This is a genomic window from Agrobacterium sp. GW821-FHT14E08 (assembly GCF_058803865.1).
The window spans coordinates 108,872-134,321 of sequence record NZ_JBXAPJ010000005.1 but is presented as its reverse complement, the minus strand read 5'-3'; the positions used below and the strand labels follow the sequence as shown (position 1 = coordinate 134,321).

General features: G+C 58.5%; 24 protein-coding genes. 7 read left to right on the top strand and 17 right to left on the bottom strand.

What is annotated here, in order from left to right:
• Positions 1-11: 11 nt before the first annotated feature.
• Entirely contained in the window at positions 12-695 is a 684-nt protein-coding gene (locus AC1ROR_RS18790) for a response regulator transcription factor (protein ID WP_035221829.1), read from the bottom strand.
• A gap of 286 nt (positions 696-981) precedes the next feature.
• Here AC1ROR_RS18790 and AC1ROR_RS18785 point away from each other — a divergent pair, with 286 nt between their 5' ends.
• Positions 982-1,485: a L,D-transpeptidase family protein gene (locus AC1ROR_RS18785; protein WP_498590450.1), complete on the top strand. Its 504-nt coding sequence runs from the start codon at positions 982-984 to the stop codon at positions 1,483-1,485.
• 70 nt (positions 1,486-1,555) lie between these two features.
• Here AC1ROR_RS18785 and AC1ROR_RS18780 read toward each other — a convergent pair whose 3' ends face one another.
• Positions 1,556-2,125, bottom strand: coding sequence for a CarD family transcriptional regulator (locus AC1ROR_RS18780; protein ID WP_003505223.1), 570 nt, complete (start codon positions 2,123-2,125; stop codon positions 1,556-1,558).
• Positions 2,126-2,667: 542 nt separating this feature from the next.
• Between AC1ROR_RS18780 and AC1ROR_RS18775 the strand changes: the two genes are divergently transcribed.
• Together AC1ROR_RS18775 and AC1ROR_RS18770 are read left to right on the top strand one after the other, a co-directional pair.
• The gene (locus AC1ROR_RS18775; RefSeq protein ID WP_498590344.1) at positions 2,668-7,428 is read left to right on the top strand and encodes an NAD-glutamate dehydrogenase; all 4,761 of its coding nucleotides are present in this window, start codon (positions 2,668-2,670) and stop codon (positions 7,426-7,428) included.
• 110 nt (positions 7,429-7,538) lie between these two features.
• Entirely contained in the window at positions 7,539-8,915 is a 1,377-nt protein-coding gene (locus AC1ROR_RS18770) for an MFS transporter (RefSeq protein WP_498590343.1), read from the top strand.
• A gap of 180 nt (positions 8,916-9,095) precedes the next feature.
• Here AC1ROR_RS18770 and phaR read toward each other — a convergent pair whose 3' ends face one another.
• Entirely contained in the window at positions 9,096-9,671 is a 576-nt protein-coding gene (gene phaR, locus AC1ROR_RS18765) for a polyhydroxyalkanoate synthesis repressor PhaR (RefSeq protein ID WP_003520279.1), read from the bottom strand.
• 242 nt (positions 9,672-9,913) lie between these two features.
• Between phaR and AC1ROR_RS18760 the strand changes: the two genes are divergently transcribed.
• The 4 genes from AC1ROR_RS18760 (at position 9,914) to bfr (ending at position 13,020) form a co-directional block, all read left to right on the top strand.
• Positions 9,914-11,095 carry an acetyl-CoA C-acetyltransferase gene (locus AC1ROR_RS18760; RefSeq protein ID WP_080836261.1) on the top strand — a complete coding sequence of 394 codons (1,182 nt, stop codon included), beginning with the start codon at positions 9,914-9,916 and terminating at the stop codon, positions 11,093-11,095.
• A 170-nt stretch (positions 11,096-11,265) separates the two neighbouring features.
• Positions 11,266-11,991 (top strand): acetoacetyl-CoA reductase, encoded by a 726-nt coding sequence (phbB, locus tag AC1ROR_RS18755; RefSeq protein ID WP_035222128.1) that lies wholly within the window; start codon positions 11,266-11,268, stop codon positions 11,989-11,991.
• Between the two features lie 266 nt (positions 11,992-12,257).
• A complete protein-coding gene (locus tag AC1ROR_RS18750) occupies positions 12,258-12,569 on the top strand; it encodes a (2Fe-2S)-binding protein (protein WP_080600126.1) in 312 nt (103 codons plus the stop codon).
• Positions 12,535-13,020: a bacterioferritin gene (bfr, locus tag AC1ROR_RS18745; RefSeq protein WP_035221841.1), complete on the top strand. Its 486-nt coding sequence runs from the start codon at positions 12,535-12,537 to the stop codon at positions 13,018-13,020. The genes AC1ROR_RS18750 and bfr overlap by 35 nt, the downstream gene beginning before the upstream one ends.
• A 45-nt stretch (positions 13,021-13,065) precedes the next feature.
• Here the strand turns inward: bfr and AC1ROR_RS18740 are convergent, their stop codons facing one another.
• From AC1ROR_RS18740 to rplU, 14 genes are all read right to left on the bottom strand, one after another.
• Positions 13,066-13,578, bottom strand: coding sequence for an RNA pyrophosphohydrolase (locus AC1ROR_RS18740; protein ID WP_498590342.1), 513 nt, complete (start codon positions 13,576-13,578; stop codon positions 13,066-13,068).
• Positions 13,579-13,635: 57 nt separating this feature from the next.
• Positions 13,636-14,835: a divergent polysaccharide deacetylase family protein gene (locus AC1ROR_RS18735; protein ID WP_498590341.1), complete on the bottom strand. Its 1,200-nt coding sequence runs from the start codon at positions 14,833-14,835 to the stop codon at positions 13,636-13,638.
• Positions 14,836-14,898: 63 nt separating this feature from the next.
• Complete coding sequence (locus tag AC1ROR_RS18730) at positions 14,899-16,227, bottom strand: S41 family peptidase (protein ID WP_080836267.1); 1,329 nt, start codon at positions 16,225-16,227, stop codon at positions 14,899-14,901.
• Positions 16,217-17,614, bottom strand: a complete 1,398-nt coding sequence (locus AC1ROR_RS18725; RefSeq protein WP_035222130.1) for a murein hydrolase activator EnvC family protein — start codon at positions 17,612-17,614, stop codon at positions 16,217-16,219. Before AC1ROR_RS18725 ends, AC1ROR_RS18730 begins: the two co-directional genes overlap by 11 nt.
• 159 nt (positions 17,615-17,773) lie before the next feature.
• Positions 17,774-18,256 (bottom strand): 23S rRNA (pseudouridine(1915)-N(3))-methyltransferase RlmH, encoded by a 483-nt coding sequence (gene rlmH, locus AC1ROR_RS18720; protein WP_035221851.1) that lies wholly within the window; start codon positions 18,254-18,256, stop codon positions 17,774-17,776.
• Between the two features lie 154 nt (positions 18,257-18,410).
• Positions 18,411-18,887 carry a ribosome silencing factor gene (gene rsfS / locus AC1ROR_RS18715; protein WP_003492666.1) on the bottom strand — a complete coding sequence of 159 codons (477 nt, stop codon included), beginning with the start codon at positions 18,885-18,887 and terminating at the stop codon, positions 18,411-18,413.
• 81 nt (positions 18,888-18,968) lie between these two features.
• Positions 18,969-19,592 (bottom strand): nicotinate-nucleotide adenylyltransferase, encoded by a 624-nt coding sequence (locus tag AC1ROR_RS18710; RefSeq protein ID WP_035221854.1) that lies wholly within the window; start codon positions 19,590-19,592, stop codon positions 18,969-18,971.
• A 2-nt stretch (positions 19,593-19,594) separates the two neighbouring features.
• Positions 19,595-20,881, bottom strand: coding sequence for a glutamate-5-semialdehyde dehydrogenase (locus AC1ROR_RS18705; RefSeq protein WP_498590340.1), 1,287 nt, complete (start codon positions 20,879-20,881; stop codon positions 19,595-19,597).
• Positions 20,874-22,043, bottom strand: coding sequence for a glutamate 5-kinase (proB, locus tag AC1ROR_RS18700; RefSeq protein ID WP_498590339.1), 1,170 nt, complete (start codon positions 22,041-22,043; stop codon positions 20,874-20,876). Before proB ends, AC1ROR_RS18705 begins: the two co-directional genes overlap by 8 nt.
• Complete coding sequence (gene obgE, locus AC1ROR_RS18695; protein WP_498590338.1) at positions 22,040-23,107, bottom strand: GTPase ObgE; 1,068 nt, start codon at positions 23,105-23,107, stop codon at positions 22,040-22,042. Before obgE ends, proB begins: the two co-directional genes overlap by 4 nt.
• A gap of 215 nt (positions 23,108-23,322) precedes the next feature.
• Positions 23,323-23,913, bottom strand: a complete 591-nt coding sequence (locus AC1ROR_RS18690) for a GNAT family N-acetyltransferase (protein ID WP_003492677.1) — start codon at positions 23,911-23,913, stop codon at positions 23,323-23,325.
• Entirely contained in the window at positions 23,910-24,542 is a 633-nt protein-coding gene (locus tag AC1ROR_RS18685; protein WP_498590337.1) for a GNAT family N-acetyltransferase, read from the bottom strand. Before AC1ROR_RS18685 ends, AC1ROR_RS18690 begins: the two co-directional genes overlap by 4 nt.
• 131 nt (positions 24,543-24,673) lie before the next feature.
• A complete protein-coding gene (gene rpmA / locus AC1ROR_RS18680; RefSeq protein ID WP_003492686.1) occupies positions 24,674-24,943 on the bottom strand; it encodes a 50S ribosomal protein L27 in 270 nt (89 codons plus the stop codon).
• A 40-nt stretch (positions 24,944-24,983) separates the two neighbouring features.
• On the bottom strand, positions 24,984-25,298 hold the full coding sequence (gene rplU / locus AC1ROR_RS18675) for a 50S ribosomal protein L21 (RefSeq protein ID WP_003492690.1): 315 nt from the start codon (positions 25,296-25,298) through the stop codon (positions 24,984-24,986).
• Positions 25,299-25,450 lie beyond the last annotated feature (152 nt).

The window sequence follows — 25,450 nt, the reverse complement described above, 5'->3', positions numbered from 1 at the left end:
ACTACCCCGGTTCAGGGAACGATCTTGTAGCCGCCGTTCTCGGTCACCAGAATTTCAGCATTGGAAGGGTCGCGCTCGATCTTCTGGCGCAAGCGGTAGACATGCGTTTCGAGCGTGTGCGTGGTCACGCCGGAATTATAACCCCAGACCTCTTCCAAGAGGACATCGCGTGTAACGACGGTGCTTCCGGCGCGGTAAAGGTAACGGATGATCGCCGCTTCCTTTTCCGTCAGCCGGATTTTCTTGCCGTCTTCCGTCGTCAGCAGCTTCTGGCTGGGCTTGAACTGATAGGGACCAACGGTGAAAACCGCGTCCTCACTCTGTTCATATTGGCGCAGCTGCGCGCGGATACGCGCCAGAAGAACGGCAAAACGAAAAGGCTTTGTCACATAGTCATTCGCGCCGGCTTCAAGCCCGAGGATGGTATCGGAATCGGTGTCGTGCCCGGTCAACATGATGATCGGCGCCTTGAAACCGCCCTTGCGCAGCAACTTCACCGCTTCACGCCCATCCATATCCGGAAGACCGACATCCATGATAAGAAGATCGACCTGGGCGCTCTTGGCGGTCTGCATTGCCTGTGCGGCGTTTGCGCCGCTGAGCAGCGAGAATTCCTCATAAGGAGACAGTTGCTCGGTCAGCGTCTCCCGAAGATCGTCGTCATCGTCTACCAGAAGGATAGTGCGAGCCGTCATTCGGATTCTCAGCCTTTCTTACTTTAGCGCACCAGCCCGGAAATCGCGTTCGATTCTCGGAAAGCACGATGCGTAGTTTAAAAGAGTTAGAGCATCCTTTGTGCCTGCGAAGGGACGCATGGTGCTCTAATTGTCAGCCAATTCAGCGGTTTGCCGATAAAAGGTCAACCCATTGCCATGATATTACGAAGTGCTATGACTTCACGTTAGATAACCTGCAAAGCAAAATCTCGTGAAAAACATGAGCAAACAGCCCGTAAAGCAACATAAACGCGCATTGACGCTCATGGTTCGGCCGGCGCCTTTGAAAATAAGCCGGGCGATCGTTCAGCTCGGACATCTCACCTTTCCCGCCGCAATCGGACGCAATGGCCGCACCGCGCTGAAACGCGAGGGGGACGGAAAATCCCCCATTTCCACCACCCGCCTGCTGCACGGCTTTTATCGCGGCGATCGCAACACCGCCATCGCCACGGCATTGTCGATGCAACGGACGCGACCATCCATGCTGTGGTGCGACGAGCCGAGCAACGCCAATTACAACAGGCTGGTCAAAGCACCCTTTGCATCAAGCCATGAAGAGATGATGCGAAAGGACGGTCTTTACGACGTCTGCCTGGTGCTCGACTGGAACATCACCACCAGAAGCCGCAACCGCGGCTCGGCGATCTTCATGCACCTGATACGGCCGGGATATGAACCGACCGCAGGCTGCGTCGCTCTCCATCCCCGCGATATGCGACGTATCCTTCCGCACCTGCGCAAGGGCACGAAAATCCTCATCCTGTGAAGCGCGCCCTGCAACCGGGCAAAAAAAACCCGCCATCAAGGCGGGTTTTTTAGACGGAAAAGGCCGGTTATTAAGCGGCTTCGTCCTGAGAATCGTCCTCTTCAACGGTCTTGCCGCGCTTGGGGCCTTTGGCAAGGTTGACTTCCACCAGGCGGACAGCCTCGGTTTCAGACATTTTGTTGACGGCGGCGATTTCGCGCGCCATGCGATCGAGAGCAGCTTCGTAAAGCTGACGCTCGGAATAGGACTGCTCCGGCTGGTTTTCGGCGCGGTAGAGATCGCGCACCACTTCCGCAATCGCGATCAGATCGCCGGAATTGATCTTTGCATCATATTCCTGAGCGCGGCGCGACCACATGGTACGCTTCACACGCGCCTTGCCCTGCACCACTTTCAGTGCCCGCTCGACAAAATCGCCTTCGGAAAGCTTGCGCATGCCGATGCTCACGGCTTTTGCGACGGGAACTTTAAGACGCATCTTGTCTTTTTCGAAATCGATGACAAAAAGCTCAAGCTTCATGCCGGCGACTTCTTGTTCCTCGATGGCAGAAATGGTACCGACACCATGAGCGGGATACACAATCGCTTCACCGGTCTTGAAACCGTGATGTGCTGGAGATTTCTTCTGCTGGGTCGTCATTCGTTCTAAAAACTCCCTGTTACATACCCGGCAATGCCGGGGTTGGGTCGGTCAGGCCCTGATGAGACGGGGGAACCGTCAGGTGACTCCGCACTGGTCCAGCCGTGCACGCAAAAACACACCTTCCCGTCTTGCGGGGTTCGATAACGTAAACGCTCGATATGTCACGGAAACCGCGTGCAAAAGAGGTGTTGCTTTCGTGGTGTTTTTGGGCACACAAATGCCACGCTGTGGATCAGTGTCGTTGGTGTACCACAAAAATAGGCGCAAATCAATAATTTGCTTCGACCGTGGCCGCAACATCACATGGCAGTCCAAGAACCGCCTAAAAATTAGCCGCAAAAATACTGTCGAATGCTTTGAGACAGACCCTCATGGCAAAAGAAGCAAAAAAATTTCACTTACCGACTGAAGAAACACGAAAGCCTCTTAAACTCTTCGTAATTCCACGCCAATATCCGATTCGACTGAAAAGGCAAAATCCGTAAATTGGCGGTGCTTTTTTTAAATTAAAGTGTGATTTTTGGAGGAATCCACGTCAAATGGGCTACAGAAATAATCCAAAACGCGAAAAACAGATCGAAAAAGCGCGTCAGCAGGCAATTGCCGAAAATGTCCAATTTCTTGATCCAGGTATTCTTTATGGAAGGGCAAGCGCCGACGATATAGAATATTATTCCGCAGAGATGCTGGCAGCGAGCGCCGCTCACAGTTTCGGCGCGCTGTCGCACTGGACCGGAGAGGCGCCCCATATCAGCATTACCCAGGTGGAGGGCGTTTCCCCGCGGGATATTCCTGTAACGGTTCTCACGATTATCGGCCGCAACATGCCGTTCCTCTATGATTCCGTCATGGGCGAAGTCACAAGCAGCTATCGCGGACTTTATCTTGCGGTGCATCCGATCCTCGTTCGCGACGACACCGCCCAGGCAGGTTACCGCCTTGCGGAGCCCGAAGATGATCCCACCGAGAATATCAGCCTCATCCAGCTGCATATCGCGCCGCTGACAGCGCAGGCCGCCGCAACGCTGGAAGAAAGGCTGCGTTTCGTCCTGGCGCAGGTCCAGTTCGCCTACCGCGACTGGCGGCCCATGCTGGCAAAGCTCGATGAAGCGCTGGACGAGCTCTCAAAGCGCGGCTCGTCGCGGCGCAAGACCGAGCGGACGGAAGCCGTCGAATTCCTCAACTGGCTTCGCAACGACAATTTCACTTTCCTCGGCATGCGCGACTACACCTATTCCGGCAAGGGAAAGAACGCGAAGATCGAACGCGGTGACGGCGTCGGTCTCGGCAGTCTCAGCGATCCGGATGTGCGCGTCCTGCGCCTCGGCAAGAATGCCGTGACGACGACGCCGGAAATTCTTGCCTTCCTCGATGGCCCGGATTTCCTCATCGTCACCAAGGCGAATGTGAAGTCCATCGTGCATCGCCGCGCCTATATGGACTATATCGGCATCAAGCGCTTCGACGAGGACGGTAATGTCATCGGCGAATTGCGCATTGTCGGCCTGTTCACCGCCACGGCCTATACGCGTTCGGTCAAGCAGATACCGCTGCTGCGCGCCAAGGTGGCCGATGTTGAGCGGCACTTCGGTTTCGATCCGAACAGCCATTCCGGCCGCATCCTGCAGAACACGCTCGAAGCCTATCCCCGCGACGATCTCTTCCAGATCGAAACGGATTTGCTGATCCGCTTCATCGAACAGATCATGGAATTGAGCGACCGTCCGCGCGTGCGTGTCCTCGCCCGCATCGACCGTTTCGACCGCTTTGTCTCGGCCATCATTTTCGTGCCGCGCGAGGAATACAATTCCTATGTGCGCGAGAAGATCGGCGACTATCTGAGCAAGGTCTATGACGGGCATATTTCCGCCTATTATCCCGCCTTCCCTGAAGGGGCTGTCGCCCGCGTCCACTTCATCGTCGGCCGCACGGAAGGCAAGACGCCGCGTATCGCCCAGGATAAGCTCGAAGATGCCGTCAGCGATATCGCCGCACGCTGGATAGACCATTTTGTCGCCCTCTCGGAGCCGGGTGCGCCGGTGCTGGAGGTGGATCAGGCCTATCAGGAAGCCTTCACGCCGGAAGAGGCGATCGGCGACATGACGGATATCCTGGCCGCCGCAAAAGGCGAGCCAGTCCGCATTGAGTTCTATCAGCAGGAAGGCCAATCGGCCGACACTCTTTCGCTGAAGATATTCCATCGCGACGGCCACCTGCCGCTCTCGCGGCGCGTGCCACTGCTCGAAAATCTGGGCTTCAACGTCATCAGCGAGCGCACCTTCGACGTTGGTGTCGTTTCGGATGGCGAAAAGCGCGATATCGTGCTGCATGACATGGAATTATCCGTCGCCAAGGGCACGACGCTCGATCTGCCGCATTATGGGCAGAAACTGGAAGAGGCTTTTCTTGCCGCCTTCTCCGGCAAGGTGGATAACGACAACTTCAACCGCCTGATCCTCGCCTGCGGCCTGACCGTGCGTGAAGTGTCCGTGCTGCGCGCCTATGCCCGTTATCTGCGCCAGACCGGCATTGTCTATTCGCAGGAGCATATTTCCGAAACGCTCTTCAAATATCCGGCCATTTCCCGGAATATTTTCGCGCTTTTCAAGGCTGGCTTCGATCCATCCATCGAAGAAAAGAAGCGGCTGAAGAAACTCGCGGAGATACACAAGGCGATAGAGACAGCATTGAGCGGCGTTCCCAACCTCGACGAGGACCGTACGCTCAGGCGCTACGTCAACGCCATCGACGCAACGCTTCGCACCAACTACTTCCAGAAAAATGCCGACGGCACGCCGCGTGACCTATTGGCGTTCAAGTTCGATCCGAAGCATCTGGATGGCCTGCCCGATCCGCGTCCCTTCCGCGAAATCTTCGTTTATGGAACCGAGGTTGAAGGCGTGCACCTGCGCTTCGGCAAGGTCGCGCGCGGCGGTCTTCGCTGGTCGGATCGCGGCCAGGATTACCGCACGGAAGTGCTCGGTCTCGTCAAGGCCCAGCAGGTCAAGAATGCGGTCATCGTGCCCGTCGGCGCCAAGGGCGGCTTCTTCCCGAAGAACCTGCCCGTTGGCGGTTCCCGCGACGAGGTCTTCAACGCCGGCCGTGAAGCCTACAAGACCTACATCCGCACCCTGCTCTCCATCACCGACAATATCGTCGACGACGCCATCGTACCGCCGGCCGATACGCTGCGGCTGGATGGTGACGACCCCTATTTCGTCGTCGCCGCCGACAAGGGAACGGCAACCTTCTCCGATACGGCGAACGGCCTTGCCCACGACGCCGGCTTCTGGCTGGACGATGCCTTCGCATCGGGCGGCTCGGCCGGTTACGACCACAAGAAGATGGGCATCACCGCCCGCGGCGCCTGGGAAACGGTAAAACGCCATTTCCGTGAAATGGATACCGACATCCAGACAACACCTTTCACGGTTGCGGGTGTGGGTGACATGTCCGGCGACGTTTTCGGCAACGGCATGTTGCTGTCGGAAAAGATCAGGCTCATTGCCGCCTTCGATCACCGCGATATCTTCATCGACCCGAATCCCGATACCGACAAATCCTTTGCCGAACGCAAGCGGCTTTTCGAACTGCCGCGTTCCAGCTGGCAGGATTATGATCGCTCGGCTCTCTCCGCCGGCGCGATGATCATCTCGCGCTCCGAAAAATCGGTGAACCTGACGCCGGAAGCCGTCGCTGCCATCGGTATCGACAAGTCCGTCGCCACACCCTTCGAGATCATGACCGCCATTCTGAAGGCACCAACCGATCTTCTGTGGTTTGGCGGCATCGGCACCTACATCAAGGCGGCGGTGGAAACCAATGCCGAGGTGGGTGACAGGGCCAACGACCCCATCCGCGTCAACGCCACGGAGCTGCGCGCCAAGGTCATCGGCGAAGGCGCCAATCTGGGCATCACCCAGAAGGGCCGCATCGCTTATGCGCTGGCGGGTGGGCGTTGCAATTCCGACGCCATAGACAACTCGGCTGGCGTGAACTCCTCCGACGTCGAGGTCAACATCAAGATCGCGCTTGCCTCCGCCGTCAATAGCGGTCGCCTGACGATGCCGAAGCGCAACCAGCTTCTCGCTTCCATGACACCGGAAGTGGCGCAGCTGGTGCTCCGCAACAACTATCTACAATCGCTGGCGATATCGCTCACGGAACGGCTTGGGCTCGCAAACCGCGAAGAACTCGGCCGCCTCATGAGCGCGCTCGAGGCAACCGGGCAACTGAACCGCAAGGTTGAAACCCTGCCGAACAATGCCGAACTCAGCGAAAGATACGCCACCGGAAAGCCGCTGACCCGGCCGGAAATCGGCGTGCTTCTCTCCTATGCCAAGCTGACCCTGTTCGACGCACTCGTGGCAAGCCCGCTTCCCGACGAGCCCTATCTCCAGCATCTCCTGGTCGACTATTTCCCGGCCAAGATGCAGAAGAACTATGCCGACGATATCAAGGCGCATCGCCTGCACCGTGAAATCGTCGCGACTGCACTCGCCAATGCCGTGGTGAACCGCGGAGGTCCGGGTTTCGTGCAGAAACTCGCTGACGCAAGCGGCCTTCTGGCGGCCGATGTCGTCAAGGCGGCAGTGATCGTCGAGGATGGCTTCGGCCTCAAACGCCTGTGGGGCGAGGTTGACGCGCTTGACGGCAAGGTGGGCGGTGAAATCCAGAACGGTCTTTATGCCACGATCACCCGCATCTTCTCGGATGCGAGCCGCCTTTACCTGCAAACCGGAAGCGCGGGTGCGGGAACGAGTGACATGGCGACCGAAATCGAGCGCCTGAAAACCGCCATCAAGACGCTGTCGCCGGCAGCGGCGAAATATCGTCGCGAACTTGGTGTCACGGAAATCGACGGTGTTCCCTCCGGCCTTCTGGAAGAACTGGATACGCTTTCCCTGCTGGTCTATGTGCCGGAAATCATGCGCATTGCCGAAAGTGCAGGCACAACGCTTGCCCGAGCCGCCGAAAGCTATGCCACCGTCTCGTCGACCTTCCGTGTCGCGCGTCTGCTGGATGCCAGCCAGCGCATCACGCCCGTTGATCACTATGAGAGCCTGGCTCTCCTGCGCAGCCAGGACCAGATCGCCTTGTCGAGACGCCGGATCGTCATTTCGGCGCTCACCGAGCATGCGAAGGAGAAGGATCCGGTTCAGGCCTGGTATGCGGCAGACCGCGTGCGCGTCAACCGCATCGTTTCCGAACTCGGCGCGCTCAGCGAAAGCGGCGATACCAACCTCGCCCGCCTGACGGTGGCGGCAGGGCTGCTTGGCGATATCGTTCAGGCGCGCTGATCGTCCATCCGAAAAACGTCATCCGGGTTATTGGCCCGGATGGCGATAGATGGCACGATGCGCCGGCACCCCACCTTCTATCCTCCCCCTGATATCCGATAGGACGATGAATGACTGTCCCCACCCCGAATGCGGAAACAGTGGTTGCGAAACGCGGCATCTGGGGCTGGGTCATGTTCGACTGGGCGGCGCAGCCCTTCTTTACGGTCGTTACGACCTTCGTTTTCGGCCCTTATTTCGTCGCCCGCCTCACCGATGATCCGATTTCGGCGCAGGCGACATGGAGCAACATGGCGACGGTGTCGTCGATCATCATCGCCCTCTTCTCCCCCATCCTCGGCTCCATCGCTGACCAATCCGGCGCGAGAAAGCCGTGGATCGCCTTTTTTGCGGTCATCAAGATCGTAAGTCTCTTTTTACTTTGGTTCGCAGCACCGGGCTCACCGCTCATCCTGCCGATCATCTGCATGATCCTCGCCTCCATCGCGGCGGAATTTTCTATCGTCTTCAACGATTCCATGATGCCGCGGCTGACCAATCCGCAGAATGTCGGGCGCATTTCCAATCTCGCCTGGGGGCTCGGTTATCTCGGCGGCATGGTGGTGTTGATCGCCGTGGTGACGCTTCTCGCCGCCAACCCGCAAACCGGACTGACGATTGCCGGCATCAAACCGCTTTTCGGTCTCGATCCGGCAACCGGCGAGGACGCCAGAATAACCGGTCCATTCGCGGCACTCTGGTATCTCATCTTCATTCTGCCGATGTTTCTGCTGACCCCGGATGCCGAAAAGGGCCTGCCTTTCGGAGCCGCGATCCGCTCGGGACTGGGGGAACTCAAGATAACCCTGCGCGAATTGCGCTACCGCCCCGTGCTGTTGCGATTCTTGATCGCGCGCATGCTTTATCAGGACGGCGTCAATGGTGTGCTCATTCTGGGTGGCGCCTTTGCGGCCGGCATGTTCGGTTGGGCGACGATGGAAATCGGCCTCTTCGGCATTCTCCTCAATGTCGTCGCCATCGCAGGCTGCTTTGCGGCCGGACGCGTCGATCAGAAACTCGGTTCGCGCATCACCATTCTCATCAGTCTGGTGCTCCTGCTGCTTGCCACGCTCGGCATTGTCTCCACGGAAAAGGGCTCGACCCTGTTCGGCTGGGTACAATTATCAACGGCGGATAATGGCGGCATCTTCGCCACCGGCGCGGAAAAAGCCTATCTGCTTTATGGCGTATTGATCGGCCTCGCCTTCGGCCCCGTCCAGGCCTCGTCGCGCTCTTATCTCGCCCGCAATATCACCGTGGCGGAAGCAGGCCGTTATTTCGGCATCTATGCGCTTTCCGGCCGCGCCACGAGCTTCATGGCGACACTCTCGTTTTCCATAGCAACCTATATAAGCGGCTCTGCCCATATCGGCATGGCCACGCTCATCCTGTTCCTGGGAGCTGGATTTCTGCTGTTGCTGCGTGTGCTGGAACGGGCCGCAAACTGAAGAACCTGAAACTTATAAGACGCGCGAGTGATGATAAATCGCTCCGCATATTCGACGTCATCCTCGGGCTAGACCCGAGGATGACGGCGGAGAGGCCTGAACACCTTGGTCAACAAGCTGGAAGCTGCATCGCGGATATAGGCAAGCGAAGCGCACCGCTTCTGAATTCCACGGCCTTCATCACAGCTGGTCGAGTTTTTGCTGCAATGCGCGCAGCTGCGCCTTCAGCTCATCAATCTCGGAGGCATTCGGCTTGCGGGTTTCCTTGGGTGCCTGCGGCATTGCGAAAGGTGTGAAGCCCTGCATCGCCTGCCGGAAGAGTTCCGTGTTGCGGCGGATCTGCTCTTCCATCATCTGCAATGGCGCCTGAAAATTGCGGGCGAGCGAACCATCGCCGAAGGCCTTGGCCATATGCTCCTGCATCTGGCTCTGCTGATCGGAGAAGGTCTTCATTGAATGTTCGAGAAATGTCGGCACGACCATCTGCATCTGGTCGCCGTAATAGGAGATCAGCTGCCGCAGAAATGCCGTCGGCAACAGCGTATTGCCGGTTTTGGCTTCCTGTTCGACGATGATCTGCGTCAGCACCGCGTGGGTAATGTCTTCGGAGGACTTGGCGTCCTGAACCTTGAAGTCCTCACCACGCTTGACCATCTGCGCCAGGTCGTCAAGCGTCACATAAGTGCTAGTGCCGGTATTGTAGAGCCGCCGGTTGGCATATTTTTTAATGATTGTTTCGCCGTCGTGTTTCGCCATGCCCGCCTCCTCGCGATGATGGTATTTTTTTGTTTTTTGGTGTTATTGCTCTTCCCACCGCAAAGTGTATGCGCAAAACGAGCCCTCTGACAAATGTTTTGTGCATCGCAACAGTTTGTTTTTTGCGCAGCAATTTTTCGCAAGATTCCAGCTTGATTTAGCAACATCTTTTAAAGCAACTTTCGGCATTTGACTTGTATTGAAAGCTTTGCCAGTCTCCGCCCGCATGTGAGGAGAAACAGATGACATTGCCTTCAATCGTGATTGCCAGCGCTGCCCGCACCGCTGTCGGCTCTTTCAATGGCCACTTCGCCAATACGCCCGCCCACGAGCTTGGGGCAACGGTCATCGAGGCCGTGCTGGAACGGGCCGGTGTTGCGGCGAGTGAAATCGATGAAGTCATCCTCGGTCAGGTACTCACCGCAGGCGAAGGGCAAAATCCGGCGCGACAGGCGGCCATGAAGGCCGGCATTCCGCAGGAAGCAACCGCTTTTGGCGTCAATCAGCTCTGCGGTTCCGGCCTGCGCGCCGTCGCACTCGGCATGCAGCAGATCGTGACGGGCGACGCGGCCATCGTCATTGCCGGCGGCCAGGAATCCATGTCCATGGCGCCCCACTGCGCCCATCTGCGCGGCGGCGTGAAGATGGGCGATTTCAAGATGATCGACACCATGCTGAAAGACGGCCTGACCGACGCCTTTTACGGTTACCACATGGGGATAACGGCCGAGAACATCGCCCGCCAGTGGCAGCTTTCCCGTGATGAACAGGACCAGTTCGCCGTTGCATCGCAAAACAAGGCCGAAGCCGCACAGAACTCCGGCCGTTTCGCGGACGAGATCGTGGCCTTCACGGTTAAAGGCCGCAAGGCCGATATCGTCATCGATGCGGATGAACATATACGCGCCGGCGCCTCTCTCGAAACAATGGCAAAACTGCGCCCGGCCTTCGATAAGGAAGGCACGGTAACGGCGGGCAACGCCTCCGGCCTCAACGATGGCGCAGCCGCCACGCTCCTGATGTCGGAGCAGGAAGCGGCAAGGCGCGGCATCAAGCCGCTGGCGCGTATCGCGTCCTGGGCGACGGCCGGCGTCGATCCGCAAATCATGGGAACCGGTCCCATCCCCGCCTCTCGCAAGGCTCTGGCCAAGGCCGGCTGGTCGATCGGCGATATTGGCCTGGTCGAAGCCAACGAGGCCTTCGCCGCCCAATCCTGTGCGGTGGTGCGCGAACTCGGCCTCGATCCCGCTATCGTCAACGTCAACGGCGGTGCAATTGCCATCGGCCATCCGATCGGCGCTTCCGGCGCACGCGTCCTCAACACGTTGATCTACGAAATGCGCCGTCGCAACGTGTCCAAGGGTCTTGCAACGCTCTGCATCGGCGGCGGCATGGGTGTCGCCATGTGCATCGAAGCGCTCTGAAAGCCGCAACGCCGCTTTCCAGAAAGCAATTCCGGTTCAGCCAACAATAGGGTAGAAGCAGCCTCCCATTGGCCGCATTTCTATGGCCGTTGAGCACGACACGAATTTCAGCAGGATGAAGCATCCTCGCACATATGCAGGCGCTTCAATGACAGGTCATGGAGGCCTATATGAGCCGGGTTGCGTTGATTTCCGGCGGGACGAGCGGCATCGGCGCCGCTATCGCCCGCGCCTTGAAAGCTGCCGGCTACCGGGTGGCCGTCAACTACGCCTTCACGACGGACAGGGCGGAAGCATTCCAGAAAGAAACCGGCATTCCCGCTTTTCAATGGGACGTCCGCGACTATGATGCCTGCGTGAATGGCATTGCAAAAGTGGAAGAAACCTTCGGTCCGGTCGAGGTGCTGGTCAACAATGCCGGCATCACCCGCGACGCGATGTTTCACAAGATGACACCGCAGCAGTGGCGTGAGGTGATCGACACCAATCTCACCGGCGTCTTCAACATGACGCATCCCGTCTGGCCGGGCATGCGCGACCGCGGCTTCGGACGCATCGTCAATATTTCCTCCATCAATGGCCAGAAGGGGCAGGCGGGGCAGGCCAACTACTCCGCCTCGAAGGCAGGCGATATCGGTTTCACCAAGGCGCTCGCGCAGGAAGGCGCCAGCCGCAACATCACTGTCAACGCGATCTGCCCCGGCTATATCGGCACGGAAATGGTGAGAGCTATTCCGGAAAAAGTGCTGGCCGAACGGATTGTGCCGCAAATTCCCGTCGGCCGGCTGGGCGAACCGGAAGAAATTGCGCGTTGCGTCCTGTTTCTGGTGTCAGACGAGGCCGGCTTCATCACCGGCTCCACCATGACGGCCAATGGCGGGCAATATTTCGCCTGATAACGGTGCGCGTAGCTGTCGCGGCAATCGAAAGCGGTAAACTTTTCGTGATAATTGCTTCTGCGATTTTGCGGAGCACAAAAACTTGAACATAAAACACCGAAATAGTGAAACCGCTAAACCAATGAAAACACGATAGTTTTCGTATAGTTTAGAATGAGTCTAGAAATCCGCCCGACTTTTGGAAGGAGGTTTTTCTTGACATTTGGTGTCCTGTTTTGGTTTAAGAACGAAAACAACGTGTTGCGTCATACAGGCAGTCCATCATGCTGGTTTGCAGCTGCAATTACATCACCGATCACGATATCCGGGACGTCATCAACGAGCTCCTGGATGAGGACTGTTGGCAGCTGATCGTTCCTGCAAAAGTGTATCACGCCATGGAAAAACGCGGTCGCTGTTGCGGCTGTTTCCCGACCGTTGTCGACCTGATCATCAAAACCACGGAAGAATATCACGCCCGTCGCCACTCGACTGAGGCCGATGTTTTTGATTTTATGTCCCGCCTGAAGCGATTCCATGAAGAGAACAGGAGAGCGGACATTGAAAGGCGACAAAAAAGTCATCGAGCGGCTTAACGAGGCCCTTTTTCTCGAACTCGGTGCAGTAAACCAATATTGGCTTCACTACCGGCTTCTGAACGACTGGGGCTACACCAAGCTTGCAAAGAAGGAGCGTGCGGAATCCATCGAAGAGATGCAGCACGCCGACAAGATCATCGATCGTATTATCTTCCTCGAAGGCCATCCCAACCTTCAGACCCTGGCGCCGCTGCGCATCGGCCAGAACGTCAAGGAAGTGCTGGAAGCGGATCTCGCCGGCGAATACGACGCACGGACATCCTACAAGAAATCCCGTGATATCTGTTCCGAGGCCGGAGACTACGTCTCCATGAAGCTTTTTGAAGCCCTGCTGATTGACGAGGAGGGCCATATCGACTTCCTCGAAACTCAGCTTGAACTGCTCGGCAAGATTGGCGCGGAAAAATACGGTCAGCTCAACGCCGATTCCGCCAACGAAGCGGAATAAGCTTTCGCAATAGATCAGAGAAAAGGCGGCCACGGGCCGCCTTTTTTATTTGCCAGAAAGATGCTGGAACTCCGCCACAACCTTCTCGTACACCGCACGCTTGAAAGGTACGATCAGCTCGGGAAGGCTTTCCATTGGTTTCCAGCCCCAGGCGTCGAATTCGGCCGTATGCCCGGTCGGCGGCGGGTCGATCTGTATCTCGCTTTCATCGCCATCGAAGCGGAACGCGAACCAGCGCTGCGCCTGCCCGCGATATTTGCCCCTGAGGCCGATGCCGATCAATTCGGCAGGCAGGTCATAGTGAATCCAGTCGCTCGCTTCCGCAAGCAACGTCACCGATTTCATGCCCGTCTCTTCGTAGAGTTCGCGAATGGCGGCAGTCAAAGGCCGCTCTCCTTCGTCGATGCCACCCTGCGGCATCTGCCACAATTGCGGTGAGCCATCATATTCGGAGTTACCTTCCCTGATACGCCGGCCGGCCCAGACCAAGCCTTCGGCGTTCAGAACCATCATTCCCGCACAGGGACGGTAAGGCAAATCTTCTGCTTTGATTGTCATTGGAAACCCGCATTGTCTGGGCGCCTGAATGGCGCGGAAAATGGCCACCCGGAAGGTTTACTGCCCCGCCTGCTGCGAAACAAGCGCAGAAACACCGACAATCTCGATACCCCGCCCACCGGCTTCCCGAGACCACTTAGAAATGGAGACGATGCTTTCGTCGAAAGCTGAGGCCACACCGATCGCCTGGCCGTTACGGCGCGCGATCCGCTCCAACTCGTCCAGCTTGCGTAAAATCGCAGCTTCGGTCACGTCACCGTCGAGCAGCACATCGGCAAACCCCTGTGGCGCGGAGATGGCCTTGGCAATCCCGCCGCTCAAAGACTGCGCCGACGAGGCATCATCCAGAAAAAGCAGCCCGCGCTTGCCTATGTCACGCATAACCGGCTCCAGCGCCGCCTGCTCGGAAAGGAAGCGCCCGCCAAGATAATTCATGACACCTGTATAATTGGTGATTTTTGCCATGGAACGGTGCAGCCGGTCCATGTTGACCTTCGCCGGATCGCCCGCCAGCAGCGTGTCCGGGCCGGGATTGGTTCCGGGATAGCCGAAAGGCTCCAGGGGTATCTGCAGGAGGATTTCATGTCCCTCCCGGCGTGCTTCCTGCATCCACCGCTGCAGGCTGTTGCCGCTCGCGGCGAAACCCAGCGTCACTTCCGGCGGCAGTTCCCGGATCGCCTTTTGCGAACCCGTCTGGCTGAGACCGAGACCACCCACCACGATTGCTACACGGGTGCCGCGTGCGCCGGACCAGGGCCTTGCATATTGCTCCATCGGCCGCAAACCGTCGGCACCGATGATTGGCAGCCGGCCAAAAGCCGTCTCTTCCAGCAATTCGTCATTGGGCCGCATCGCCATACGCGGGTCCTGACCATAGGTCTGTCCGCTCATCAGGACCGGTCCGTCGCCATCACGCGGACGAGGAGAATAGACCGATACGACGTTGCCGTCCGGCATGGTCGACCGGTTGATATTCGCGCCGGAACGTCCGCTTTCCGGCTGCAGACCGGTCGTTACGCCGGAACCCGCACTGTCGGTCGCCGCTGTTTCCGGTTTATTTTCAGGAAGCTTGGGCTGAGCATCCGGCTCAGCCGCCGTCCTCTGCAAATTACCCGGAGACAAGGCCGTATAGACGGAAAGCCCGCCGATCGTCAGAACGGCAAGTGCAGACAGAACCATAATGACTGAAAAGCGCCGGTTGATACCGGCGCTTTTTTTCTGACGACCCAGAAGCGGTTTTCGCAGGTCCGAAGGCAATGAACAATCCGTCCAAACGGTTGGGCAATGGAGACAATGCGCCGGCTGACCGGCGCATCCATCTTACTGCTTGTTGACCACAGCCTTTTCCGGATTCGGCGGGAAAGACGGATCCGTCTTGGTGCCACGCAACAGGTCCAGCGCATAGTTGAGCTGGATGTCGTCCTTGGCTTCCGGCGGAACATAGGCGGAGGAACCCGAACCTTCGTCGGTTTCGCTCTGGCCCTTGATGTGGCCGGAAAGACCGGATTCACCTTCGGTGGTCACCTTGCCCTGCAATTCGGGCGGCAATGGCTGTTCGACCTTGATATCGGGCTCGATGCCCGTGCCCTGGATCGACTTGCCCGACGGCGTGTAATAAAGCGCCGTGGTCAGGCGCAGCGCACCCGCCTCACCGAGCGGAATGATCGTCTGGACAGAACCCTTGCCGAAGGAACGGGTGCCGACCACAGTTGCGCGACGCAGATCCTGCAGCGCACCGGCGACGATTTCAGAGGCCGAAGCGGAACCGCCATTGACGAGCACGATAACCGGCTTGCCATCGGTCAGATCGCCTGCCGTCGCATTGAAGCGGCGGGTCTCGTCTGGGTTGCGGCCACGGGTCGAAACGACTTCACCGCGCTCAAGGAAGGCGTCAGAGACATTGATCGCCTGATCGAGCAGACCACCCGGGTTAAGGCGCAGGTCAAGCACATAGCCCTTCAGCTTGTCGGCAGGCACATCCGCCTTGATCTTCTTGATCGCCTTTTCGAGGTCGTCATAGGTCTTCTCGGTAAAGGAGATGACGCGCAGATAACCGACATTGTCGCCTTCAACGCGGGACTTCACCGCACGAACGGCAATGACATCACGCATGACGGTGAATTCGAGCGGCTTGTCCGCGCCCTGACGGATGATCGTCAGCTTGATCGGCGTCTTGACCGCGCCGCGCATCTTTTCGACCGCCTGCTCCAGCTTCAGGCCGCGAACCGGCGTACCGTCAATTTCCGAAATGAAGTCACCCGAAAGAATACCCGCGCGGGAAGCCGGCGTGTCATCAATCGGTGTGATGACCTTGACCAGCTCGTTTTCCATGGTCACTTCGATGCCGAGGCCGCCGAACTCACCCTTTGTCTGGGTGCGCATATCGTTGGCATCCTTGGCATTCATGAAGCTCGAATGCGGATCGAGCGAGCTCAGCATGCCGTTGATGGCATTTTCCACCAGCTTCTCGTCATCCGGCGGCGTCACATATTGTGCACGCACACGCTCGAACACGTCGCCAAAGATCGACAATTCCTTATAGGTCGAAGGCCCGGCCGCCTGTGCCGGCATGCTCGCCGAATAAATCACGCTCATCGCCGTGGCGCCCATAAGCCCACCGATAAGGAGAAGCGAAACCTTACGAATCATTGTGCGCCCTTCCGGTATTTTTTGCGGTCCACCACGGTTGGGAATCAACCGGCACACCATCTTTCCTGAACTCAATGTAAAGCGTTGGCCTGTCGGTTTCCAGCGCCAATGCTGCTGCACTCGCTACTCTTTTTGCACCCATGGAGGCGATGGGCTCTCCGGAGAACACAAACATTCCCTGCCGTGTCCTCACATTGTCCATGCCCGTCATCACCACATGATATCCATCACCCGTATTGAGGATGATCATCCGGCCGTAACTGCGAAAATCTCCGGCAAACACCACAAAGCCGTCTGCAGGCGCCGTCACGATGGCTTCCGGTCCGCTCGCAACGACAATTCCCTTGGAAAAGTGGCCAGTACCATCCGCATCGCCGAAGCGCCGAAGCACCTCGCCCGCAACCGGAACCTCCAGCTTTCCCTTCAAACTTGCGAAGGGATATGCGGGCGCAATACGGTTTTTATCAGGCATTCCCGCCTCGGCCGCAGCACGCTCTTTTTCGCGCTCCGCCTCGGAAAGACGGGCCAGCCGCTGCTCTTCCGCCCGCGCCTTTTCCATCACCTCCCGCACCGAGGTAATCTCGCCTTCAAGCGAACTGACCAGCCCCTCGAGGCTCGTCGCCTTGCTCGCAAGCTCTTCAGATCGCTTGCGTTCCGCCTCCAGCTCCGCCGCCGTTTGGGTATTCTTGCGACCATTTTCAGCCAGCAGCAGGTCGAGGCGTTTTTCCTCTTCCAGACTTGCTGTCATCATACCCGTAAGATCGTCCTTTTCGCGAGCGATTGCCTGCCTGAGATCGGTCAATTCTTTGAGAGCGGAAATCAGCTTGTCAGTTTCACCGCGAATGCCGGGAACAACGGCGCCGAGAAGAATGGCGCTGCGCACCGAAGCAAGCGCATCCTCCGGCGAGACCAGAAGGGCAGGCGGCGGATTTCGTCCCATGCGCTGCAGCGCGGCCAGAACCTCGGCAAGCACACCGCGTCTCTCCCGCAAGGATGCCTTGACGCCATCTTCGCGAACCGAGAGCTTCGCCAGACGATCTTCGCCGTCGCTGATCTTGGTTTCGAGGGCCTTGCGCCGGGCAGCCGATGCGATCAACTCCTCCCGGATACGGGCGCTGTCCTGATTGAGGGACGCGATGCTCTCCTCGAGATTGCGGGTCTTGTCTTCGGAAAGGCCGATGCTGTCGACCAGTTCCTCCAGATCCTGTCGGTTCTGGTCCCGGCGCTTTTCCAGCGTTTGCAGCGCATCCGGCGACGAATCATCGCCTGCGGCGGGAACGGCGCCCGCATCATCCCGCGAATAGGTCGGACCGATCCCCATGACGAAAACAGCAATAACCGCGCCCGCAAGGGCAGCGTGCCGTTTTCGTTGAGACCTGTTGTCCATGTGAACTTTCTTTGATGCCGAAGCAGGAGCGCCGATACTAGGGATTTTGCCGCGATCTTCCAAGAGGCCCTGGAAAGGCCGCCGCCAAAGCCGTGCGCTGTCAGCGGTCTCGCGGAGCTTCATGTTGAAATTGAGACAATTCGCCGAATCGAAACCTGTTCAAACGCGATGATAGGGATGGCCCGAAAGGATCGTGACGGCCCTGTAAAGCTGTTCGGCAATCAAAATACGAACGATCTGATGCGGCCATGTGAGCTTGCCGAGATTGAGAACGGCGGCCGCCCTGTCGTAAAGGGCCGGGTCGAGACCGTCGGCGCCACCGATCGCGATCACGAGATCGCGCTTGCCGCTATCGCGCAAATCACCAAAAAATGTCGCAAAACCCGGGCTGTCCAGCGCCTTGCCGCGCTCATCCAGAAGCACGAGAACCGCCCCGTCGACCAGATGTTTTTCGAGCATCGCCGCTTCTTCGCGCTTGCGCGTCTCCGCATTCGACGCCCGGCTTTCCGCGACCTCGATCACCCGCGAAAACTCCAGCCCGATCGCCGGGCCGGTCTTGGCTAGACGCTCGATATAACGGGTCGCAAGATCCTTCTCCGGGCCGGATTTAAGCCGCCCCACCGCAAAAATCGAAATCCGCATCGCAAACCTGCATTCGTCGTGACCCAACAGGGTCACGCTCTTAACAGCATAGCCTGCGGATTCCTATGCGGCCGGTTCGCTTTCCGGCCAGACGCACCGGCCCGACATCAAACGAGATAGTCGGGAAGCTCGATGCGAAACAAGGCTCACCGCGTCAATGCAGCGTTTCTTCCGGCATATCCGGCGTCGCCCACATTTTTTCAATGTTGTAGAAGGCGCGGATTTCCGGACGGAACACATGAACGATGATATCGCCGGTATCGATCAACACCCAGTCGCCGGTCTCGAGACCCTCGACGCGGGCGTTTCCGAACCCTTCACCCTTCATATCTTTAAGAAGATGCTCGCAAATCGCCGAGACATGCCTGTTCGATCGCCCGGAGACCACAACCATGTAGTCCGCAAGCGCCGATTTTCCGGCAATGTTGAGAGATACGATATCTTCGGCCTTGGAGTCCTCGAGGCTCGCGAGGACGGTTTCAAGGGCGTGGTCGGCGGCATCGGCGCCACTGTCCTGGCCCTTCGGGATAGCAACAAATGCTCTTCCCTTGGCGTGTACTGTTGTCAGAGGTTTTCCCTTTCCAAGAATGACAAAACAGGTACTGGCGACGCGATTCTCTGCGTCGCTCAATAAAGGTGGCACCAAAGCATTAACTTTTCAAGATATGGAGGCTTCGGCTTATGGCGCATACATCATTTGTGATCATGCGTGTCATTTGTGACCATTGCGCAATGCCGTGGAGCTGAGCGTGGAGCGCGGACCATGGATGAAAACCCAGGCAGGGGCGCGTTTCTTCCACAGGACCCCCGCATCGTCCTCATCTATCCGCGCCTGACTGAAGGCCTGCGCCATGGTGGAGGAGAGATAGGAGAGGGTGGAGCCCGGCCGGTCAATCACCGCAATCGGAAAAGTCTCGGCAATCTCCCGCCATTTCTGCCAGCGATGGAAGCTTTTCAGATTATCGGCGCCCATGATCCAGATGAACCGGACATGCGGATTTTTCGCCTTCACCTTGGCAAGCGTATTGGCCGTGTAGCTGATTCCCAGCGATTTTTCGAAGGCCGTCACCTTGATGCGCGGATCGCTGACCAGCCTTTCGCACGCAGCGATGCGGTCCTCCAGAGACGCCAGTTCCGAGCGGCTTTTCAGCGGATTGCCCGGTGTCACCATCCACCAGAGCTGGTCGAGACCCAACCGGCGCAGCGCGATTTCAGCAACGAGGGCATGACCGGCATGCGGCGGATTAAAGGAGCCGCCGAAAAGCCCGACAACCATGCCGCGCTCCGCATGCGGCATGGTGAGATAACGTCTGTCGAGGCGTTTCTCGGTCGGCAAAATCAGGTCCGTGTCTGGCCGGTGCCATGCACCCGGTATTTGAACGAAGTGAGCTGCTCGACGCCAACAGGGCCCCGCGCATGCATCTTGCCGGTGGCGATGCCGATTTCCGCACCCATGCCGAATTCACCGCCATCGGCAAATTGCGTCGAGGCATTGTGCAGCAGAATGGCCGAATCGAGTTCGTTGAAGAACCGCTCCACCACATCAGGATCCTCGGCGATCACCGCTTCGGTATGATTGGATGAATAGGTGCTGATATGATCGATGGCGCCGGATATACCGTCAACGACAGCAACCGAAATGATCGCATCGAGATATTCGGTTCGCCAGTCTTCTTCCGTCGCCGCTTTCAGGCCCTCAACCGCATTGCGAACGGCCTGTGAACCACGCACTTCACATCCGGCCTCGATCAGACCCTTGATGAGCGGTTCCAGATGCGTAGAAACGGCAGCGGCATCCACCAGCAGGGTTTCGGCCGCCCCGCAAATGCCGGTACGGCGCATCTTGGCATCCACGACGATGCGTTTCGCCATGTCGAGATCGGCCGAGCTGTCGACATAGATATGGCAAATACCTTCCAGATGCGCAAAGACCGGAACCCGCGCCTCAGATTGCACCCGCGCAACGAGGCTTTTACCACCGCGCGGCACAATCACGTCAACCGTGCCATTCAATCCGCCAAGAAGCGCACCGACAGCGGCGCGGTCCGTCACCGGCACCAGCTGAATGGCATGTTCGGGAAGACCGGCAATCTTCAGGCCCTCAACGAGGCAGGCATGAATAGCACGCGATGAATGTTGCGAATCCGAACCGCCCCGCAGGATCACGGCATTGCCGGCCTTGAGGCAGAGCGCGCCGGCATCCGCCGTCACATTCGGGCGGCTTTCGTAGATAACACCGATGACGCCGAGCGGCGTGCGCACGCGCTCGATCTTCAGCCCATTTGGGCGATCCCAGGCGGCAATGACTTCGCCAACGGGGTCGGGCAGCCCGGCAACCGAGCGAATGCCTTCGGCAATCCCGGCTATCCGCGCATCGTTTAGCGTGAGCCTGTCGATGAAGGAGGCGGCAAGGCCCGCATTATCCGCCGCGGCCAGATCTTTTCGGTTGGCCGCAAGGATCGTTTCTCTGGAGGCCTCTATCGCGGAGGCCATGGCAAGAAGCGCGCGGTTCTTCTGCTCAGTCCCTGCAATGGACAACGGTCGCGAAGCAGCTTTTGCCTGAGCGCCGATGGTCATCATCAGCGCATCGATATCATGGCTCTGCTTTACGGCCTGTTCAGGCATGGACCTCATCCTTCTTCGCATTTTTGACTTTGACGGCAGCACCGGTCATCACCAGATCGTCGCGATGGATCATCGCCGCACGTCCGACATAACCGAGGATCGCCTCGATCTCGTTCGACTTGTGGCCGATGATGAGACGCGCCTCTTCCGCATCGTAACCCGCAAGACCACGCGCGACCTCGCGGCCCTCCACGCCGATGATGGCGATGGCATCACCGCGGCCGAAATTGCCCTTGACCACCCGCACGCCCGCGGGAAGCAGGCTTTTACCGGCATAGAGGGCTTTTTCCGCGCCGGCATCCACGTGGATTTCACCGGCCGGCTGCAACTGCCCGGCAATCCAGGTCTTGCGCGCCGTCACTGGTGTGCCTGATGGCGCAAACCATGAGGAGCGGGCACCGTTTTCGATGGCCTTCAGTGGATTGAGCGTCTTGCCGGAGGCGATGATCATGCCGCAGCCCGCAGCCGTCGCGATCTTGCCCGCATCGATCTTGGTGCGCATGCCGCCACGCGAAAGCTCGGAGGCCGCGCCGCCTGCCATGGCCTCGATCTCAGGTGTAATATCCGCAATCGTCTCAAGGAATTTCGCATACGGATCGAGATGCGGTGGGGCGGTGTAAAGCCCGTCAATATCCGACAGCAGCACCAGAAGATCGGCACCCGTCATGGTCGCGACGCGCGCCGCCAGACGGTCATTGTCGCCATAACGGATTTCGGTGGTCGCAACCGTGTCGTTTTCATTGATGATCGGTATGGCGCCGATCTTCAGGAGCTGGTTGATGGTCGCCCGCGCATTGAGATAACGGCGGCGCTCCTCGGTATCGGAGAGCGTCAGCAGAATCTGGCCCGCAACAATCTCATGCCGCGACAGACTTTCAGACCATGCCCGCGCCAGCGCAATCTGGCCGACTGCGGCGGCCGCCTGACTTTCCTCCAGCTTCAATGCGCCGGAAGGCAGGCCGAGCACGGTACGGCCGAGCGCGATGGCACCCGAAGACACGACCTGCACATCCGCGCCGTTTTTCTTCAGCGCGGCGATATCCTCGCAGATGGCGTCAAGCCAATCCTTCTTGAGCCCGCTTTTCCGGTCCACCAGAAGTGCCGAACCGATCTTGATGACGATCCGGTGATGGCTGGCCAGCGGTTTGCGGGTCAGGCTCATAGGCGATCGTCCTCTTCCTCAACCTCGCTCTCGGAAGGCATCGAACGATCGGGAAGGGCGGTTTCGCCGCCATGGCTCGCCGAGACAATGATATCGCGAAGGGCGCGCAACGCTTCCGTCATGCCGATATGGGCGGCAGCGGACAACAGGAGCGGCGGACGGCCGCAGGCCTTCTCCAGTTCCTTGGCCTTCTTTTTCAGCTCTTTTTCATCGAGCACGTCGATCTGCGACAGCGCCACGATTTCCGGCTTGTCGGTCAGCCCGCCACCATAGGCGTCCAACTCGGCCTTGACCGTCTTATAGGCCTTGCCGACGTTTTCTTCCTGCGCCGAGACGAGATGCAGAAGAACGCGGGTACGTTCCACGTGACCGAGGAACCGGTCACCGATGCCGACGCCCTCATGTGCGCCTTCGATGAGGCCCGGAATATCGGCCAGCACGAATTCACGGCCATCGATGGTCGCGACGCCCAGGTTCGGATGAAGGGTGGTGAAGGGATAATTGGCGATCTTCGGCCGCGCACGGGTGACCGTCGCAAGGAACGTGGATTTTCCCGCATTGGGCAGACCAACAAGACCGGCATCGGCGATCAGCTTCAGGCGAAGCCAGACCGTCTTTTCCTCGCCGGCAAGACCCGGATTGGCATGGGTGGGCGCCTGGTTGGTGGACGACTTGAAATAGGCATTGCCGAAACCGCCATTACCGCCGGCGGCAAGACGAAAGCGCTGACCTTCCTTCGTGAGGTCGACGATCAGCGTTTCATTGTCTTCCTCGAATATCTGTGTACCGACGGGTACCTTCAACACCACATCCGAACCCTTGGCGCCGGTGCGGGTCTTGCCCATGCCGTGCTGCCCGATGGAGGCCTTGAAATGCTGCTGAAAGCGGAAATCGATCAGCGTGTTGAGGCCGTTAACCACCTCAACCCAGACATCGCCGCCGCGTCCGCCATCGCCACCGTCAGGGCCACCGAATTCGATGAATTTTTCGCGCCGGAAGGAAACAGCGCCTGCGCCACCATCACCGGACTTGATATAGACTTTTGCTTCATCGAGAAATTTCATCGGACTGCCGTTCTGTCGGTTTGCGGGCGCATTCGTCAATCGCGTTGCGCCAAACAAAAATATCGTCGTTTCGAATACAAGCGCTTCTTCACGAGGTCAAAGACTATCGTGCGGGAAGCCCCTGCGTGAGACAAGGTCGGTTTGGGATAAACCGGCCCTGTTCAAAGCATCGGGCCGAAAACTGTAATGGTTTTCGGCCCGATGCTCTTCAGGTGTCAGCGATGCGGCGGAATGAAATCCTCAGCCGTGATCACCGTATCGATATGCGCCACCATGGCGGCACGCGCCGTGGCATAGATCTGGTGGCAGCCGGTCACCCGGAAGCCCAGTTTCTCCTGCACGCGCAGGGATGCAGGGTTATCCGCGAACACGCCGGAATGGAGAACCACCCCCGGCATGCGGCGGAAGAACCGCTCGACCACAGCAGCCACCGCCTCGGTCATGTAACCCTTGCCCCAGTAGAAACGGTTGAGCCAGTAGCCCAGATGCCACTCGCCATGCCGCAGCTCGATCGAGACAACCCCGATCAGGGTATCGTCACCACTGGTGATGGCGAAATCCCAGTCGGGCAGGGTGCCGGAAGTGCGCAGAACCAGCCATTCCAGCGCATCCTGCCTGTGGTAGGGTGCGGGAACACGGGCCAGCATCCTGGTCACGGCGAAATCGCCAAGCGATTCCGCAATGCTACCAGCATCGGAAAGCCGCTGCGGGCGCAGCACAAGACGCGACGTCTCAATGACAGGGCAGGGGCCGGGCGGCGCTGCGGTTGCAGCTGCACGGCGACGGGTAAGCTCGAGCGTGCTCATCCCATATCCCCCCAGCTCTTCAGCGAAACCCAGGTCTTGCGGTCCAGCCGGTACCATTCAACCGGCACCATGCCGCCCAGCGCCAGCGAACCAACCATGCCGGAGCCCTGGAACTGGAAACCGCACTTCTGGATGACGCGACGCGAGGGAATGTTGGTGACCCGGCAACGCGCATCGATCTGGTCGATTTCACGCGTGCGGAAGGCCATGTCGATCAGCGCATGCGCGGCTTCCGTCATATAGCCCCGGTTCCAGTAGGGTTCCCCCAGCCAGTAACCGATTTCCAGCGTCTTTTCGTCTTCCTGGGGTTCCAGCGCGCAGCAGCCCAGAAACTCGCCATTGTCCATGCGGGTAATCGCATAGACGCACTTGCCAATCTCGCCAGCTTTGGTGCGTCGCACGAAGTCCGCGGCGTCTTTGGCCGTGTACGGGTGCGGCATACGCGACACCATGGTCGCGATATTGGCGTTGTTGGCAAGATGGGCAAGGGCGTCGATGTCTTCTTCGTGAGGCTTGCGTAAAACCAGCCTCTGCGACAGTAAAACGGGGCAATCGCTCCTCGACCGATCGGGCCTCGGCCGTTCCTCGGGTGACCGTGATTGGTCATCCCTTAACAATTCAGCTTGCATGGTTCAGTCCCTCCATGAGGTTAAAGAAAAAGGGGAGTTGGGTGGTGCCCCATCTCCCCTGTTTTCTTGACTGAACCTGATACGTCTCAGCCGGGTCGATGGGACACCGGCTGCATATGACGCTTACCGGCTTATTCTGCGGCTTCCGCTTTCGGAGCCACGGATACGAACACGCGGCCGTTGGCCTTCGTGCGGAAGTTCACGTTACCTGCGGTCAGCGCAAAAATCGTGTGGTCCTTGCCGATGCCGACATTGGCGCCCGGATGCCACTGCGTGCCGCGCTGACGCAGAATAATGTTGCCTGGAATGACGGCTTCGCCGCCGAACTTCTTCACGCCAAGGCGCTTGGATTCGGAATCGCGACCGTTACGCGAGGAACCGCCAGCTTTTTTGTGTGCCATTGGAGTTCTCCTTTAAACCTTGTTTCCCGTGTCGCGCCGATCAGGCAGCAACGATGTCCGTGATGCGGACGACAGTGTGATGCTGACGATGGCCGCGCGAACGCTTGGAGTTCTGACGACGACGCTTCTTGAAGGCGATGACCTTCTTGCCGCGATTGTGCTCGACAACTTCAGCCTTGACGATGGCGCCCTTGACAAAGGGTGCACCGAACTTGGCGTCGGCGCCTTCGCCAACAACGAGAACTTCGGTGAATTCTACAGTTGCGCCTGCCTCTGCTTCCAGCTTTTCGATGGTCAGCACGGCGTCGGCCGCTACGCGGTACTGCTTACCGCCGGTCTTGATGACTGCGAACATTTTTTATCCTTTCATGTTCGTTCCGGCTCTGCCCGCATATGCAAGCTGGCCGTCTTTTTATCAGTCGGAGTAGCGGAAATCCGTCAGGACTGAATGCCCCTTTGAATGTCTGCCGGTGAAGCCGCCTTTTGAGGGGCGGAATAAACAGAAGG